The sequence below is a fragment of the Paenibacillus sp. QJM3NY_38 genome (assembly GCF_056173265.1).
Genome location: NZ_CM149665.1, coordinates 2242516 through 2258819 on the forward strand (window position 1 = coordinate 2242516; position 16304 = coordinate 2258819).

General features: G+C 48.6%; 13 protein-coding genes and 1 other annotated feature. Of the genes, 10 read left to right on the forward strand and 3 right to left on the reverse strand.

From position 1 onward, the window contains the following. The first annotated feature begins 19 nt into the window (after window positions 1-19). The 3 genes from ytxJ (at window position 20) to AC0VZ8_RS09890 (ending at window position 2281) form a co-directional block, all read left to right on the forward strand. A complete protein-coding gene (ytxJ, locus tag AC0VZ8_RS09880; RefSeq protein ID WP_475486733.1) occupies window positions 20-367 on the forward strand; it encodes a bacillithiol system redox-active protein YtxJ in 348 nt (115 codons plus the stop codon). Window positions 368-460: 93 nt separating this feature from the next. After that, window positions 461-1471 carry a catabolite control protein A gene (ccpA, locus tag AC0VZ8_RS09885; protein ID WP_071223674.1) on the forward strand — a complete coding sequence of 337 codons (1011 nt, stop codon included), beginning with the start codon at window positions 461-463 and terminating at the stop codon, window positions 1469-1471. A 108-nt stretch (window positions 1472-1579) separates the two neighbouring features. Then, the gene (locus tag AC0VZ8_RS09890; protein ID WP_475486734.1) at window positions 1580-2281 is read left to right on the forward strand and encodes a 5'-methylthioadenosine/adenosylhomocysteine nucleosidase; all 702 of its coding nucleotides are present in this window, start codon (window positions 1580-1582) and stop codon (window positions 2279-2281) included. A 110-nt stretch (window positions 2282-2391) separates the two neighbouring features. Here AC0VZ8_RS09890 and AC0VZ8_RS09895 read toward each other — a convergent pair whose 3' ends face one another. Then, the gene (locus AC0VZ8_RS09895; protein WP_071223676.1) at window positions 2392-3024 is read right to left on the reverse strand and encodes a GNAT family N-acetyltransferase; all 633 of its coding nucleotides are present in this window, start codon (window positions 3022-3024) and stop codon (window positions 2392-2394) included. A gap of 285 nt (window positions 3025-3309) precedes the next feature. Here AC0VZ8_RS09895 and acsA point away from each other — a divergent pair, with 285 nt between their 5' ends. Then, window positions 3310-5034: an acetate--CoA ligase gene (gene acsA, locus AC0VZ8_RS09900; RefSeq protein ID WP_475486735.1), complete on the forward strand. Its 1725-nt coding sequence runs from the start codon at window positions 3310-3312 to the stop codon at window positions 5032-5034. 193 nt (window positions 5035-5227) lie between these two features. Here acsA and AC0VZ8_RS09905 read toward each other — a convergent pair whose 3' ends face one another. Then, entirely contained in the window at window positions 5228-8335 is a 3108-nt protein-coding gene (locus AC0VZ8_RS09905; RefSeq protein WP_475486736.1) for a transglycosylase domain-containing protein, read from the reverse strand. A 144-nt stretch (window positions 8336-8479) separates the two neighbouring features. Next, window positions 8480-8738: a binding site (T-box leader), on the forward strand. A gap of 51 nt (window positions 8739-8789) precedes the next feature. Here AC0VZ8_RS09905 and tyrS point away from each other — a divergent pair. Further along, entirely contained in the window at window positions 8790-10043 is a 1254-nt protein-coding gene (gene tyrS / locus AC0VZ8_RS09910) for a tyrosine--tRNA ligase (RefSeq protein WP_475486737.1), read from the forward strand. An 85-nt stretch (window positions 10044-10128) separates the two neighbouring features. Here the strand turns inward: tyrS and rpsD are convergent, their stop codons facing one another. Then, the gene (gene rpsD, locus AC0VZ8_RS09915) at window positions 10129-10731 is read right to left on the reverse strand and encodes a 30S ribosomal protein S4 (RefSeq protein ID WP_100536080.1); all 603 of its coding nucleotides are present in this window, start codon (window positions 10729-10731) and stop codon (window positions 10129-10131) included. Between the two features lie 532 nt (window positions 10732-11263). On the opposite strand from rpsD, the gene AC0VZ8_RS09920 reads away from it, so the two are divergent. The 5 genes from AC0VZ8_RS09920 to AC0VZ8_RS09940 all read left to right on the forward strand — a co-directional run bounded on the left by AC0VZ8_RS09920 (window position 11264) and on the right by AC0VZ8_RS09940 (window position 16212). Beyond that, the gene (locus AC0VZ8_RS09920; protein ID WP_475486738.1) at window positions 11264-13255 is read left to right on the forward strand and encodes a sensor domain-containing diguanylate cyclase; all 1992 of its coding nucleotides are present in this window, start codon (window positions 11264-11266) and stop codon (window positions 13253-13255) included. Window positions 13256-13358: 103 nt separating this feature from the next. After that, on the forward strand, window positions 13359-14186 hold the full coding sequence (locus AC0VZ8_RS09925; protein ID WP_475486739.1) for a hypothetical protein: 828 nt from the start codon (window positions 13359-13361) through the stop codon (window positions 14184-14186). A 131-nt stretch (window positions 14187-14317) separates the two neighbouring features. Further along, window positions 14318-15433, forward strand: a complete 1116-nt coding sequence (locus AC0VZ8_RS09930; protein WP_475486740.1) for an aminopeptidase — start codon at window positions 14318-14320, stop codon at window positions 15431-15433. 95 nt (window positions 15434-15528) lie between these two features. Next, window positions 15529-15774: an HPr family phosphocarrier protein gene (locus AC0VZ8_RS09935; RefSeq protein ID WP_475486741.1), complete on the forward strand. Its 246-nt coding sequence runs from the start codon at window positions 15529-15531 to the stop codon at window positions 15772-15774. Window positions 15775-15924: 150 nt separating this feature from the next. After that, the gene (locus AC0VZ8_RS09940; protein WP_009589686.1) at window positions 15925-16212 is read left to right on the forward strand and encodes an Fpa/YlaN family protein; all 288 of its coding nucleotides are present in this window, start codon (window positions 15925-15927) and stop codon (window positions 16210-16212) included. Window positions 16213-16304 lie beyond the last annotated feature (92 nt).

The window sequence follows — 16304 nt, forward strand, 5'->3', positions numbered from 1 at the left end:
TGAAGGGAATGTATATCCTATGGCGACGTTGACGAAAATGACTACTATAGAAGAGTTGCGCAGCACCCTTGAATCTTCGGAGCAGAGGCCCTTGCTGCTGTTCAAACATAGTACCAGATGCCCAATTAGTGCCGGAGCCTATAAGGAAGTGCAAGCTTACCTGGAGGACCAGCCGAACGAGCGGATCGACTATGTATGGATCGATGTCATTGCCGACCGTCCGGTGTCGAGTCAAGCTGCGGAAACTCTAAGCATACAGCACGAATCGCCACAAGTTATTCTTGTAAAAGAAGGAGCGCCAGTCTGGCATACATCCCATTCCCATATTACGACTGAAGCGCTGAAAGCTCAATTGGACGGCATCTAATGCCGTGTCGTTGCACAAAGCAGTAATTTGTCGTATCATAAATTCAATTGGTATTGAACGAATGAAAATCTATTGGCAATGGAGAGAAGGAATTTGACGGTAACCATTTACGATGTTGCGCGCGAAGCAGGCGTTTCCATGGCGACGGTATCAAGGGTTGTAAACAATAACCCGAACGTTAAGCCTCAGACCCGGAAAAAAGTATACGAAGCGATTGAACGTTTAGGGTATCGTCCGAATGCGGTAGCCAGAGGTTTGGCCAGCAAGAAGACCACAACCGTCGGCGTTGTGATCCCTGACATTTCGAACTCGATCTTTGCGGAGATTGCCCGTGGTATTGAGGATATTGCTAACATGTACCACTATAATATAATTTTGTGTAATGCCGACAAACGTAAGGAAAAAGAAATCCGCGTTATCAACACATTGCTTGAGAAGCAAGTGGACGGTTTGTTGTTTATGGGTGGAACGGTGACGGACGAGCATATCCAGGCGTTCCAGACATCGGCTGTGCCGATTGTTCTATGTGCGACAAGTGACGAGAGAGGTTCTTATCCTTCCGTTGACATTGATCATGAACAGGCTGCGTTTGATGCAGTGAACACTCTGATCCGGCATGGGCACCGTGAGATTGCCATGATCAGCGGCACGCTTCAGGATCCGGCGAACGGCTATGCACGTTTCCAAGGCTACAAGAAGGCACTGGAAACTGCCGGCATCGAATATCAAGAGGATCTGGTGCGTATTGGTAACTATCGCTATGAGTCCGGCGTGGAAGCGATGAAATACTTCCTGGGACTTAAGAAGAAACCGACGGCTATTTTTGCTGCTACCGATGAGATGGCAATTGGCGCTATTCATAGCATTCAGGATGAAGGCTACAAAGTGCCGGATGATTTCTCTATTATCAGCGTAGATAATATTCGGATGGCTTCGATGGTTCGTCCACAGCTGACAACGGTAGCTCAACCGATGTATGATTTGGGAGCCGTAGCTATGCGCTTGCTTACCAAGCTGATGAAGAAGGAGAATGTGGAGAATCCTCGCGTGATTCTGCCGCATGAAACGATTCTTCGGCTTTCGGTTAGTCATGTGAACGAGTAAGAAGTGTGAATGAAAGCAATTTACCATTTTGAAGAAAGCTCCTGGTTTTAAAGGGGCTTTTTTCTGGTGGGATTATTTTGTGGTCTTGAATTCAGGAGGGATATCGGTATGACAACACAGGTTATTGGCCTAATCGGGGCCATGGACGAAGAAGTGGAAATGCTGCTCAGTCAACTGGAGAATAAAGAAACGGCAGTTCGTGCAGGGGTTACATATGCTTCGGGAACGATTCATGGCAAGAGCGTCGTTGTATGCAAGAGCGGAGTGGGTAAGGTGAATGCCGCGGTTACTACGCAAATCTTGATTGATACTTATGGCGTTTCCAAAATATTGTTTACCGGCGTAGCAGGCGCGCTGCACCCGGAGCTGAACATTGGCGATATCGTCATCTCTTCCTCCTGCATGCAGCACGATATGGACGTGACGCCGCTCGGCTTTGCGCGCGGCGTGATTCCGTATCAGGCAGTGTCTGATTTTCCTGCTGATCCCTCGTTGATCGAGCTGGCAGAGGAAGCGTGCAAAGAGCAGGCGGCGAATCATTACGTTATCGGAAAGGTTCTTTCGGGCGATCAGTTCATTGCCAGTCGTGATACAGTACGGACGCTTCACGAGGATCTGAACGGGGTTTGCGCGGAAATGGAAGGATCTGCCGTTGCCCAGGTGTGTTATATGAACCGTGTGCCTTATGTGGTGATCAGATCCATGTCGGATAAGGCTGACGGTTCTGCGCATGTCAACTTCCCTGAGTTTACCGTGAAAGCTTCCAAGCGTTCACACGAAATCGTGAGCTACATGCTCGGCAAACTCTAGTAAAAACTTTGTGTAAGTGGCAGGCATACATATCCAGTATGCACCTCTACAGACAAACTCCCCAAGGACAAGCCCTTGGGGAGTTTGTTTTTTATTTATTGGGTATCGACTTAATACATAAACCGCTGTCTGAAACGGATACGATCGAATTGTTCTTGTGATGAAAGCGGTACGTGCCGTCCGATTCTGACCATGAGACAGTTGGCAGGATGGGAGCAGATTTCCGGATCGTCGGTTGCGTACCACTCCATATCTACGATTTTCATTAACCGTTCCATCATTTTGCGGTAATCCCATACGTTAAGGCCGCTTCCTTTAAGATCCCAATGCCAGTAGTACTCGGTCGTAAACACGATGTAACGCTCCATCTGCTCTTCTTCAAATGCAGTCTTTATCATCTGCTGCCCAAGTCCCAGAGAACGGTAATCTTTCGCTACCTCGATGGCTCCAAGTTCAATCAAATCTTCCATATTGCCCTCAGACCAGCGTTCCTGCTCATCCGGGTGATGAAACGTTACATATCCAACGATCATATCTTGGTCTCTCGTGATAATGATTCTGCCTTCGGGCAGGCCTGCAATTTCCACCAATGCCTCATGCTGCTCCGCAGGACGACGAAAAGCCTTGAGATCAGGGTGCATGGTTAGCTCGGATAGTTGCTCGGGAGGTACAGGTCCTTCGATGATCAGGCGGCGGTCTTCAGGGAACAAAACATGAGACTGGTATACCTTGCAGTGTTCCATCCGTTACGCTCCTTTCAATTCCATACCCTACTTATAGCAAAAAAATAAAAAAATGAAAAGCAATGACAGGCAAACGAGAGCTATGATATAATCTTTTCGACATAAAATCTTCACATTTGTGTCGTACTTAACGATATGTTTCCTTGCGAATTCAGGGGTTAATGACTCGATGACTGCGACAACGTGACGACCCACCGCAATGTGTAAAATGTATGTTTCATTCAATCATTTTGTAAGCGCTGTCCACTATGAGGAGACCGATTTGAGAATGAGGAGGATGTTATCATGAATCAAACGCATAGCGAAATATTGCCAAGTGAAGTTTCACATTCCAATATGAAGAGTTACGAGCAGGCACGCTCCGAGTTTTCATGGGACGAAATCGAGAGACATTTTACTTGGTATGAGACGGGCAAAGTGAATATGGCCTATGAAGCTATAGATCGTCATGTGACAGAGGGGCGAGGAGATAAGGTAGCTCTCTTGTATAGTGACGCCAATCGTGAGGAATCTATTACTTATGCGCAGTTGAAAGAAAAATCCGACAAGTTCGGTAATGTACTTCGTAAATATGGCGTTGGCAAAGGTGATCGGGTATTTATCTTTATGCCGCGCGGTCCTGAGCTCTATGCCGGTTTGCTGGGCATTCTGAAGGTTGGCGCCGTGGTCGGCCCATTGTTCGAGGCGTTTATGGAGACGGCTGTAAAGGATCGTCTGGAGGACAGTGGAGCGATTGCACTGATTACGACGCCTGCACTGTTGTCACGCGTGAAGCGAGACGAGTTGCCTGAACTGAAGCATATTTTTGTCGTGGGCGAGATTGAAGAGGAGGACCCGCGGCTAGTAAGCTACCACGAGGAAGTTGAAGCTGCATCAAGTGAGCTGGAGATTGAATGGCTTGAACGGGAAGATGGATTGATCATGCACTATACGTCAGGCTCTACCGGGAAACCGAAGGGCGTGTATCACGTGCAGAATGCCATGATTCAGCATTATTATACGGGCAAGGTTGTTTTGGATTTAAGGGAAGATGATATATATTGGTGCACGGCGGACCCGGGCTGGGTTACCGGTACGTCCTACGGTATTTTTGCACCGTGGTTGAACGGGGTTACCAATGTCATTCGCGGCGGCCGTTTCAGTCCGCAGGATTGGTACAGCACTTTGGTGAACAATAAGGTAACGGTATGGTACAGCGCTCCGACCGCCTTCCGCATGCTGATGGGTGCCGGCTCCGAGCTTATCGACCAATATGATTTGAGCCATGTACGGCATATTTTATCCGTTGGCGAGCCGCTTAATCCCGAGGTGGTGCGTTGGGGACACAAGGCTTACAAGCAGCGTATCCATGACACATGGTGGATGACAGAGACTGGCGGACAGTTGATCTGTAATTACCCGGGCATGGCGATCAAGCCAGGATCCATGGGGCGCCCGGTGCCGGGCATTACAGCGGCTATCCTGGACGATCAGGGGAAAGAAGTGGCTCCGTACACGATGGGGAATTTGGCAATCAAGACACCTTGGCCGTCCATGATGAGAAAAATTTGGAATAATGAGGCGAAGTATGAAGAATACTTCCGAATTCCGGGCTGGTACATTTCAGGTGATTCGGCATACATGGATGAAGAAGGATACTTCTGGTTCCAGGGCAGAATCGACGATGTGATTAATTCGTCCGGTGAGCGAATCGGGCCGTTCGAAGTCGAGAGCAAGCTGGTTGAACATCCGGCTGTTGCTGAAGCAGGCGTGATAGGTAAGCCTGATGTTACTCGTGGCGAGATCATTAAAGCCTTTATCTCTTTACGTGAGGGGTATACACCTACTCAGGAGCTCAAGGATGAAATTTACCGTTTTGTGAAGGAAGGACTCTCCGCTCATGCCGCGCCTCGTGAAATTGAGTTTAAGGATAAACTTCCGAAGACACGCTCCGGTAAGATTATGCGCCGCGTACTGAAAGCGTGGGAGCTGGATCTTCCGACAGGGGATCTGTCCACGATTGAAGATTAAAAAGCGTGATCAAGACAGGGCTGACAATGAAGATGGTGACCACCATTTTCATTGTCAGTTTTTTTATAGACGGACGTTTTTTTCTTCTACCTAAAAAGATGAACTAAACCAGAAGCCTCTGCTTAAGCAAAAATAAAACCAGCCCTTCCAACAGATGAGCTCTGTAGAGGGGCTGGCTTTTTAATATTTCAATCTATTTTTTCTCAAAATATACGGCCGGTGAAGCAGCAGATTCACCGATTGGATTTACGGCAGTTACTCTAAAGGTACCGCCGATTGGGTTACCGGAGGAGTAATAGAACTCCGTGCTCTTACTTGAGCCAAGAATCTGGTAATTGCCGTCACTATTTGGGCTGATGTAGATGTTGTAGACCATAACCTCTTCCTCTGGAGCATTGCCGCTCCAGGTGGCCTGAAAGCCCTCAGGGGTAGCTACAAGGGTCGGCTGACCTGGTGCAGACGGTACGGTAGCAGCACCTTCATTCCCAAGTTCCAGGTCGATATTGGGATCTCCCTCAGTCAAGCCGTCATCAGGATTATCGATGTCGTCATCCGGATTCGCTTCGTTGTCACCCGGTACTTCGAATCCAGGCGCTGTGCCGCCCACAATGGCGCTTGGCTCAGATACTTTGCCGGCAACGTCAACGGCGACAACGTAATAGGAAGTAAACATTCCGTCAGCTCCAAGTCCTGAGAAGACAAGACTCTCATCGCCAAGCACGACCTGCCCTTGGTGTGTATACGGACTTCCGTTAACGGACTTAAAGAGCCGGTATCCGACAACATCAGGAGATCCGCTGGCATTAAAGCTGATCGAGCCGCTGCCCATCGAATAATGTACGTTTTTCGGTGGAGTAGGGGCTTTGCCATCATCCGTTCTAGGGTCGAGCCTGCTTGGCATCCCTTTCTTCGCGTCCTGCGGCAGATAAGATTCCAGTGATCTCTTCTCACCTTTCATGACCTTCAGGGCGTTCTGCAGCTCTATAATCAGCTCATCGATGGGCTTCTCACGCTTGATTACGATTTGTTCTCTCAACATATCCAGAGGCGTTGCTTCCTGTGGAATGTAATTTACACCCCGATAGGTGATATATTTCGCTTTTGCGATGCCGTCATCGCTTTCGGTAGGTACAAACTTCACATTAAACAGATCCGTTACGAATCTGTCCGTTAAGGCGGTCGGCAGTTTGCCGCTGTACGCCGAAACCGTTTTGGAGGTTATGCCTTCAGGCTTCTCAAACGTTTTGGTTGGGAATAGATCCGGCTTAACGTCGGTTGCTTCGTTCATGATTCTTGCCCAAATGGCCTGGGCGTGCTTGCGCTGGTCTCCAACGAGCGTATTTTTTTGTTCTTTGTATCCGACCCATACGCCAAGCGTCACATCCGGCGAGTATCCCATGAACCAGACATCCCCGTAGTTCTGGGTAGATCCGGTTTTACCAACGACCGGAACCTCATTGAATTTTTTGTACGTGTCTCTGACCTTGCTGCCTGTTCCGTTCGTGATGACGGTACGGAGCATATCCGTCATAAGATACGCTGTCTGCTCGGAGAATACCTGCTCCGGTTTTACTTCATGTTTATAGACAATATTGCCTTTGGAATCCACGATTTTTTCAATCATGAAAGCATCCGTGAATTTGCCTTGATTGCCGATGGAACTGTATGCATTGGTGAGTTCTTCTACTGTCACGCCATAATGAAGCCCGCCGAGTACACCTGTTGAAGCGTTATAATCGTCCTCCTCCAAGGTCGTGATACCCAGCTTCTTGGAAAATTCCCAGGCCTTCTCGATTCCGACCGTGTTGTTAAACAGTTTGAGGGCCACCGTATTGGTCGAATCGTTCAAAGCCTGTCGTGCCGTCATCAATCCTCTGTACCCGCTGTACGAGTTTTTGGGAATATGGAACACTTTGCTGTAGTCCTTTAAGATGATCGGTGAATCGTCCACCACGCTGGCAGGTTGAATCCCTCCCGAATCGAGTGCCGGTAAATAGGCGGCAATAGGCTTCATGGCAGATCCAGGTTGTCGTTTCATTTGTGTGGCGTAGTTCATTTGTTCTGTGTTAAAATCCCTGCCCTCAATCATGCTGAGAATGGCGCCGGTTTTGTTGTCGATCATCATCGCGGCGGTCTGCTCCATTCCTTTTTCCTGGCTGTCAGGCAAGTAGTTGCTGTCATCCTCAGCAATGGATCGCATGGTCTTGTATAATGTCCGGTCGATGGTGGTGTAAACACGGTAACCGCCGGTGCTGAGCTGGGCCCGGGAAGCATCCATCAGATCGGAGTTCGCTTGCGTGCCTTTTGCGTTCTCTTCCGCTTCCTCGCTCAGCTGCATCAGAATATTCGATGCTTGACGTTCTACTTCCATCATGAGATAAGGATAAGTCACATAGGCCTTCTGTGTGCGAGGAGCAAGCGATTTTTTGATATCGAATGCCTTGGCCTCTTCATATTCGGCTTGCGTTATTTTGCCTTCTTCCAGCATGCTTGCCAGCACGCGGTGTTGCCGGTTTACTGCCCGGTTAAATGCTTTCTCGTCAAATTCTCCTTTGCCGTTGAAGGCCGAGTAGGAGGATGGAAGCTGCGGCAGACCTGCCAAATATGCAGCTTGAGCCACGTTCAGATCATCCAGCTTGTTAATGTTGAATATTCCTTTTGCGGCAGCCTTGATCCCGAACAGCTGGTATCCGCTGGAACCGTTGCCGTAAGGAACCTTGTTCAAGTAGGCTGTTAAAATTTGGTCTTTACTCAAAAAGCGTTCCATCCGCATGGCAAGCAGCATTTCTTTTACCTTGCGGTTATCGGTTTTGTCGCGACTTAAAAAAGTGAGCCTGGCCAGCTGTTGCGTCAACGTGCTGCCCCCGGTTTGAACCGGTTCGTTCAGCACGCGTTCTTTTACGGCGCGAGCGGTACCTTTTATGTCAACACCCTTATGTGTATAAAAACGGTTGTCTTCTATGGATACGACGGCATCCTTAACAAGCTGGGGAATATCCTTGAATTCCACAGGTCGTCTGTCTTCTTCGGTTCTAAGCTGCCCGATCGGTGAGCCATCCGCGAAGTAGGCGAAGCCCGTTATGGCATTGTCGTTCACCGTATTCTCGATGAGAGCTCTGGATCTTACCGGCTCATTCTCAACAATAGAGGTCACGTAGCCAGCTACGGCTCCTCCGGCGAACAAAACGCCCATCAGACCCACCACAAAGAGCCATCCGATGACGGATCCGAGCACCCGCAGAAAGGACCGTTTACGCGGTTTCTTCTGTTTTTCAGGCTCTTGTTTTTTCTCCTCAACCATGAATGTATACTCCTCCTTTTAACGCACCTATTATAGCATAAATCGAAGGTTTTGAATCATGTGTCCCTATATAGCGTGTCCTTTTTTGAGGAAGATTGACTTTTTCGGAAAGCATGTGATACAAATAATGCAAAGTTCATATCGTGAAAAGCTTTGAAGGACCCCAGTAGAAGGCGGAACCTTTCGTTTCCAGAGAGTCGGTGGGTGGTGCAAACCGATAACGAGCCCCTTTGAATTACCGTCCGGAGCTGACCGGGGGAAAAAGAGCCGTACACCTGTGCGGCTGTGACAGTAGTCCGGTTCCGGGATGACAACCCGTTATGGCAATGAAGTGAAAATCCGTTCCTTTTGGTAACGGATTTTAATTAGGGTGGTAACGCGAGCGCTCCTACTCGTCCCTTGGGATGAGTAGGAGCTTTTTTGCGTTCATAAATAGAGGGAGGCGTGCGGAAACATGAAATGGGATGGTATATCGAACGTTCAGCAGCAAGAGGTGGAACGGCAGATGGAGGTGATCTCCCGTGGAGCAGTGGAGATCATCCCGGAAGAAGCGATGAGGCAGAAGGTGATGAAATCGGTTGTAACCGGCGAGCCGCTGCGCGTGAAGCTGGGAATGGACCCGTCAGCGCCCGATCTTCACGTCGGGCATACCGTCGTGCTGCAGAAGCTGCGTCAGTTCCAGGAGCTCGGACATGAAGTACAGCTCATCATTGGGGACTTTACCGGCAGAATCGGAGATCCGACAGGGAAATCCGAAACGCGTAAGCAGCTGTCGGAAGAAGATGTTAGACGGCATGCGGAAACGTACAAAAAACAAATATACAAGGTATTGGATCCTGAAAAAACGAAGGTATATTACAACTCCGAGTGGCTTGCGCCGATGACTTTTGCCGATGTGGTCAGCTTATCGGCAAAGGTTACGGTGGCACGGATGCTCGAGCGCGATGATTTTACAAAACGGTATCAGAGCGGGCTTCCGATCAGCATCCATGAATTTTTTTACCCGTTGATGCAGGGGATGGATTCTGTGGCGCTTAAGACCGATGTCGAGCTTGGTGGGACGGATCAGAAGTTTAACTTGCTGATGGGACGCACCCTGCAGAAGGAGCATGGCTCAGAGCCTCAGGTTGCAATCACGATGCCGCTTATTGAAGGGCTCGACGGCGTACAGAAGATGAGTAAGAGCTTGGGCAATTACATCGGTATCGATGAAGAGCCGAATGAGATGTACGGTAAGTCCATGTCCGTTCCGGATGAGCTCATGCTCAAATACTTTAGCTTGGCTACGGACATGGCGAGTGAGGAGGTAACCAGCTTGGAGAAGGGGCTCCGGGACGGAATCGTCCATCCCCGGGATGCCAAGATGAGTCTCTCGCACAGACTCGTTCGCATGTATCATGGGCGGGAGGCTGCGGATGCTGCACAGCAGCATTTTGTGACCGTATTCCAGCAGAAGGCACTTCCTGAAGACATTGAGGTTTATATGGTACCCGAAGGAGAATTGAAGGAAGGAAAGATTATGCTTATCAAGCTGCTGACACTACTCGGTTTTGCCGCTTCCAATGGCGAGGCAAGACGGAGCATCCAGCAGGGGGCTGTAAAATGGAATGGAGAGAAATGCAGCGACATTTACGGTGAGATCGTCCCTCAGGATGGGGATGTGGTTCAAGTGGGCAGGCGTAAATTTGCCAGACTGAGGCTTTCCTAAGCTTATTGAACTTGGGGAGGATTCAATTAGACAGCAAAAACCCTGAAGGCCAAGGCCTTCAGGGTTTTTAGGTTCCGAGTTAATCTTAACGGTTGTAGAATTCGACGATTTGTTTCTCATCGATATCTTGGGAAAGTTCGGAACGTTCTGGAAGACGGATGTATTTCCCTTCCATTGCTGCTTCATCAAACTCGAGGTAAGCTGGAAGATGTACACGGTTAGCCAAAGCTTCCTTGATGGAGGAAAGGCTGCGGCTTCTTTCACGAAGACCGATTACATCGCCAGTGCTTACAGCGTAAGAAGCGATATCGACTTTCTTGCCGTTCACAGTCACGTGACCGTGAGCTACCAATTGGCGAGCACCCGCACGGGAGTTGCTGAAGCCAAGACGGTAAACCAGGTTGTCCAGACGGCTCTCAAGCAGGAACATAAAGTTCTCACCAGCGATACCTTTCATGCCAGTTGCTTTGTTAAACAGGGTTTTAAATTGCTTCTCGCCCAAGCCGTACATGTGACGCAGCTTTTGCTTTTCTTGAAGCTGCATACCATAGTTGCTGACTTTTCTCCGTTGGTTAGGACCATGCTGACCTGGAGGGAAAGGGCGTTTAGCCAATTCTTTACCTGTACCGCTCAGGGAGATTCCCAGACGACGGCTTAATTTAAATTTAGGACCGGTGTAACGTGCCATGTTATATAGACTCCTTTTTAATTAAAGTTTCATTAGGGCTCTATTTGCGCCGTATTTGTTTGCTCTACCGAAATCGCCGGAAGATCTGCCAGGAAAGTTCAGCCGCTGTCCTGTCAGTAACAAATAACGTGAGGGTGACACAACCCGCCCAAATTCATGGAATGCATTGCATTCTTACTCAACAATAAATATTATATGAAGTAATGATATAAAGTCAAGTTCAACCTGCAACTTACTATAACTTGGATTTTGTCTAATTTTGTCGATAGGTCCATGGACCTAAAATTATTGTGAAAAACGCATAAATTTTAATGCAAAAATGGGTAGAAAAGAGTAAGATGGTATTGGATTAAGTAGTCTCATTTATCTAGTTACATATTGTAACACCTATCTGGTGTTTAAGTAGCACCTTCCCAACATGTTGAACAGCTGGGTTACCGCCATTCATGCGGCAGCCAATGGATCCTTACATTATGAATCGGAACGCCAGTCTTGGATAGGCCTTTTATAATGGTGCAAAGGAGCGCCCAATATGTCAGAAGATCAACGGAAAGTGTATGAAAGCTCTCCCGGTTCTGCAGTTATGTTTCATGATGCCGGGCCAATTCCTGGAAACGAGCCTTGCTTTTGGCTTCAGAGCTTGGATATTACACCTCATGATTTCCCTTATATTCAGCCTCTCATATCAGACAGCTATCTGGAGTGGCTAAGAGAAAGCGCAGGCACACAGGCGATGAAGAAATTCAGCTGGGCCCTTCTTTCTCATGAGGGAGCTTGGCTGACAGGGGCTTCCGATATAACGGAATACCTTAATGGAAGTGAAGATGAGACATTATCGCTTGCTTTGAACTCCAAGGAAGCGGCCCAAGGAATGGGAAAGGGTTCGTTTGAGGGAAGCGTGCTGTGCGCTGTCCCGCTCTTCACTCGGATTCATGGTGATGTATTTGCGGTGATGGTCAGTGTTTCCTCGCAGGCAATGGAGTCGGAACAATCACTTATGCTGACAGAAACATACGCCTTATTGTTTCGTTCCTGCTTCTATCGGAAGCTGGAGTACGTGTTTGCTGATGATCTGGAGAAAGTCCACACCCAAGCTGAGCGTGAGGTGCACAGGCGTTCCATCATGTTTCAGTATGTCAAACGGATGCATGTCCAGATTGATGTGGACAGCGTGCTGGTGGAGGCTATCGACAGTGTCCTGGCGCTGTATCCCAAGGCCAAAGTCGAATTGTTTATGTCTCAGGACCATGAGAGTGGACATCCGCTTGTACGTCCTCTGCTGCTTCATCATTGGCAGAAAGAGGTTTATGTGCGGACATTCATGGAGGGTACCCTCACGATTGATGAACATGAGGAATCCGATTCGATCGTGGAAATCGGGATTCCCATGGGAGGCAAGCAGGGCGTTTATGGCGTACTCCATGTGGAAGTGGACAAGTCCGAGCTGCCCGATATGGATCTGGAGCTGCTCGGGATGATGGCCGACGCTGCCGGCACCGCCTTTGAGAATGCCAAATTGTACGAGCAGTCCAATCTGATGATTCATGAGCTCCGTATGATTAATGAACTGACACAGCGGTTGAACAAAAGCCTGCATTTGGCGGAGATATTTCAATTTGCCAACCATGAGCTGCTAAAGATTCTTGAAGCCGATTACTGCTGCATTTTGATTTATAACGAGGAGCTTGGCGGTCTTGAAGTGGTATCCTGCAACGCTGAGTGGCTTTCCAAGGAGGTCTTTGAGAAGGATTATGGTTTGGGCGGCCTAGTCTATCATTCGAAGGAGCCCCTCATCCTGTCAGACTATCACGAAGAACGTCCGGCGGAATCCAGACTGATGGAGAGTACCCATTCCAGCTCGATGATTGCTACTCCGCTAACCGTTAACGGTGAAGTACGGGGCGTTGTTCTTCTCACCCATGCGAAGCCGCATTATTTTTCCTATGACAGCTATCGGCTGCTTCAAGCTCTGACCAGCCATATTGGTCTGGCTATCGGCAATGCTTTTCTGCATGCGGAAGTGAGGAGAATGGCTAACCGGGATATGCTGACTGAACTGTATGCGAGACATTATCTTGACGAAATGATCCATGAATGTCAGAACCGTGATTTTTGCGGTTCTCTCATCGTTGTGGATATCGATGAATTCAAGCAGGTCAATGATACGTTCGGTCACCAGCGTGGGGACAAAATTCTGAAGCAGGTCAGCAGCATCGTGAAGACAACGATACGGCACAGCGATATTCCAGCCCGCTGGGGCGGTGAAGAGCTTGCCGTGTATTTGCCGGGACTCGGCATTCAACAGGCGATGCAGGTCGCCGAACGGATTCGCATAAGGGTATCGGAAGAGACCGATCCCCGCGTAACGGTGTCCTGCGGAATTTCCGAATGGAACTGGACCAATGACAAGATCAGCGTAGAGTCTCTCTTCTATCGAGCGGATATGGCCCTTTACGAAGCGAAGAATGGCGGCCGCAACCGGATTGTCGTGGAGAGGGCGGAAGCTGAAATCGGACTGGATTAAATACCCTGCAGCTATTTAGTGGCTGCAGGGTTTTTTCTGTAATCTGCATAATGTAAGGGGCCGCGGATAGCCTAAGAGCAAGATCAACGAGAGGCTGATGATTATGAGAATGAGAAGATCACGGAGCGTCATCGGAATGGTTTTATTCGTCTTTTGCCTAACCGGATGTGCCTGGCAGGAGCAGTTGTCTGCCGAAGAGTCGTTTAACCGTGCCCTGTCGGGGCTGTCGGGCGTTGATAATTTCTCTTTTCGGGGAGAAGCAGCGATTCGGATCGGAGAAAACGGACCGTTTCAGCAAAGTTTGGCATTTGAAGGCAATCTGCAGCATCATACGGATTTGACACTATCATCAAGGGACAAAGGGACAACAATACAGAAGGATAAGGTATCAGCGGATTCGGTATATAAATCAGATGGACTTACAGTGGCACTGAAGCGCAAAGAAGGCAAGTGGAGCACGCTGTCATCGGAACATGCCGAAGAAATGTGGATCACCCGCCTGAATCCGCTGGAACTGCTGGAGTATATCGGAAAGTCGGAGAAGACGGTGACCCAGGAACTGGGGGCGGCAAGAGGAACCAAGGTGCTGCGAATCGAGCTGTCACCCGAGGCGGCAGCCAATATGGTCTATGGATCGCTGGATGAGCAGATGAAGGCGCTGGCTGCGCGGATCGAACGCAAAGGGGATCCGCTATACAGTGCAGATCCTAAGGTTCGTAAACGACTGAAGGCCGTCTGGGAGCGAGACTATAATGAAATGAAGAACATGCTCAGCAAGGCGGATGCCGTTTCGGTCTCTCATGTAACGATTAACAAAAAAAAACAGCTTCCTACCAGACTGACTATGGAACGAACGTTGTTTTTTGTTGACGAGCAGGGCAGAACCCGCACGGAAACGCTGCTGTCCGATGTTACTTTTACCGGTTATTGAAAGATCAGCCATGAAAATTTTTTTAACGATGAACGCTGACTTCGTGTTGGTTGCATGCTACAATAATTTATAAATTTACCGCTGTTCAATTCATATGTAGGGGAACAGTCATCATAAGGAGGATATGACATATGCGTGATCCCAGAATTCAAAAACTGGCTCAAAATCTCGTGAACTATTCGGTAGATATGCAGCCAGGCGAAAATGTGCACATTGAAATGATCGGATCGGAGCGCGATCTGCTGAATGCCATCATTGAGGAGGTTTCGAATCAAGGCGGCCGCCCGTTCGTGCAATTGACAGATCGCACGGTTCAACGGGCAATGCTAAAGAACGCAAACAAGGAGCAGCTTGAGCTGTGGGCTGAGCTGGATCTTGAGCGCATGAAGAAAATGGATTGTTACATCGGTATCCGCGCAGGCGAGAACGTCAACGATATGGCTGACGTGCCTGAGGAAAACATGAAGCTGTACAATGCACTTTACTCGCATCCCGTACATAGCGAAGAGCGTGTCAAGCGTACGAAATGGGTGGTTCTCCGCTATCCGAACGCCAGCATGGCGCAGCTTGCCAACACCAGCACGGAGGCGTTTGAGGATTTCTACTTCGATGTGTGCAATCTGGACTACTCCAAAATGGACCGCGCGCAGGATCCTTTGGCCGAGCTGATGAGAAATACCGACAAGGTTCGCATCGTGGGACCGGGAACGGACCTCAGCTTCTCGATCAAGAACATCGGCGCGGAGAAATGCTCCGGCCAGAAAAACATTCCGGATGGCGAGGTATACACAGCGCCTGTTCGTGATTCGGTTAACGGAACGATCGCTTACAATACACCGACTCTTTACAATGGCGTCACTTTCGAAAATATTAAATTCCGCTTTGAAAACGGAAAAATCGTCGAAGCAACAGGCAGCGACACGAAGCGGCTGAACGAGATCCTTGATGCGGACGAAGGTGCAAGATATATCGGCGAGTTTGCCATCGGCTTCAACCCGTACATTTTGACACCGATGAAAGATATTCTGTTTGACGAGAAAATCGCGGGAAGCCTGCATTTTACGCCAGGTCAAGCATATGATGTAACAGACAACGGCAATCGTTCCTCGATTCACTGGGATCTCGTGCTGATCCAGCGTCCGGAGTACGGCGGCGGGGAAATCTACTTTGATGACCGTCTCATTCGCAAGGATGGTATATTTGTTATTCCAGAACTGGCAGCGTTAAATCCGGAAAATCTTAAATAGATTGGAAAAAATGTTGCATAAGAAAACGGATTCAATGTATCATGAAGGTGCAGTGATGAGCTTTATTCAGATCCTAAAGTTACGGAGGGATTCGTATGTCCAATAACAATCAATCTATCGTAGAAATTTCGCAAACCGCCAGCCAATTCTCATCCTCCATCGTTTTACAGGCGGAGAACAAGTACATTGATGTGAAGAGCATCCTGGGTCTGTTCACAACGCTTGTCAACAGCCAAAGCTATGAACTGCATGTACATGGTCCTGATGCCGATGAAGCTAAAAAAGCAATGATCGACGTATTCACCAAGCATGGCTTGAATGTATCCGTCGTGGCTGAATAACATTCGCCAAAAACGCCCTTCCATCCAATGGAAGGGTGTTTTTTCGTAGAGAAGGGGTCTATTTTGTTCAGGTCCTTGTATTGAGAAACGATTTCGACTAATATTAAAGATAGTAACTGTGCTGTGATTTTTGACATAGGGGGGAAGATCATGACTTCATCTGATTTACAGGAACAGCTGAATCTCAAAGCGATCAGTCTTCTTCATGAAGATGCAGATAAAATCCTAAAGCTTATTGAAGTACAGATGGAGAATCTGGCGACCCGTTATTGCCCTCTCTATGAGGAAGTGCTGGATACCCAAATGTACGGTTTTTCAAAAGAGGTTGATTTCGCGGTGCGGGCCGGGCTTCTTCCGGAAAGTACGGGAAAGCAGCTGATCAGCAAGCTTGAACGCAATCTGGCGGTCCTGTACGAAGCCATGAATCAATCCAAATAGCCTGTACTCGTACAGGCGCATACATAGAGAAACGCATGTCGCACTCAGGCGGCATGCGTTTTTTTCTTGTGGATCAGGGTCACATCGCGCAC

Excerpts from the sequence above, each read along its gene's own strand:
- ytxJ (WP_475486733.1), top strand. The coding sequence starts at position 20 with ATGGCGACGTTGACGAAAATGACTACTATAGAAGAGTTGCGCAGCACC.
- AC0VZ8_RS09890 (WP_475486734.1), top strand. The coding sequence starts at position 1,580 with ATGACAACACAGGTTATTGGCCTAATCGGGGCCATGGACGAAGAAGTG.
- AC0VZ8_RS09895 (WP_071223676.1), bottom strand. The coding sequence starts at position 3,024 with ATGGAACACTGCAAGGTATACCAGTCTCATGTTTTGTTCCCTGAAGAC.
- acsA (WP_475486735.1), top strand. The coding sequence starts at position 3,310 with ATGAATCAAACGCATAGCGAAATATTGCCAAGTGAAGTTTCACATTCC.
- AC0VZ8_RS09905 (WP_475486736.1), bottom strand. The coding sequence starts at position 8,335 with ATGGTTGAGGAGAAAAAACAAGAGCCTGAAAAACAGAAGAAACCGCGT.
- tyrS (WP_475486737.1), top strand. The coding sequence starts at position 8,790 with ATGAAATGGGATGGTATATCGAACGTTCAGCAGCAAGAGGTGGAACGG.
- rpsD (WP_100536080.1), bottom strand. The coding sequence starts at position 10,731 with ATGGCACGTTACACCGGTCCTAAATTTAAATTAAGCCGTCGTCTGGGA.
- AC0VZ8_RS09920 (WP_475486738.1), top strand. The coding sequence starts at position 11,264 with ATGTCAGAAGATCAACGGAAAGTGTATGAAAGCTCTCCCGGTTCTGCA.
- AC0VZ8_RS09925 (WP_475486739.1), top strand. The coding sequence starts at position 13,359 with ATGAGAATGAGAAGATCACGGAGCGTCATCGGAATGGTTTTATTCGTC.
- AC0VZ8_RS09930 (WP_475486740.1), top strand. The coding sequence starts at position 14,318 with ATGCGTGATCCCAGAATTCAAAAACTGGCTCAAAATCTCGTGAACTAT.
- AC0VZ8_RS09935 (WP_475486741.1), top strand. The coding sequence starts at position 15,529 with ATGTCCAATAACAATCAATCTATCGTAGAAATTTCGCAAACCGCCAGC.
- AC0VZ8_RS09940 (WP_009589686.1), top strand. The coding sequence starts at position 15,925 with ATGACTTCATCTGATTTACAGGAACAGCTGAATCTCAAAGCGATCAGT.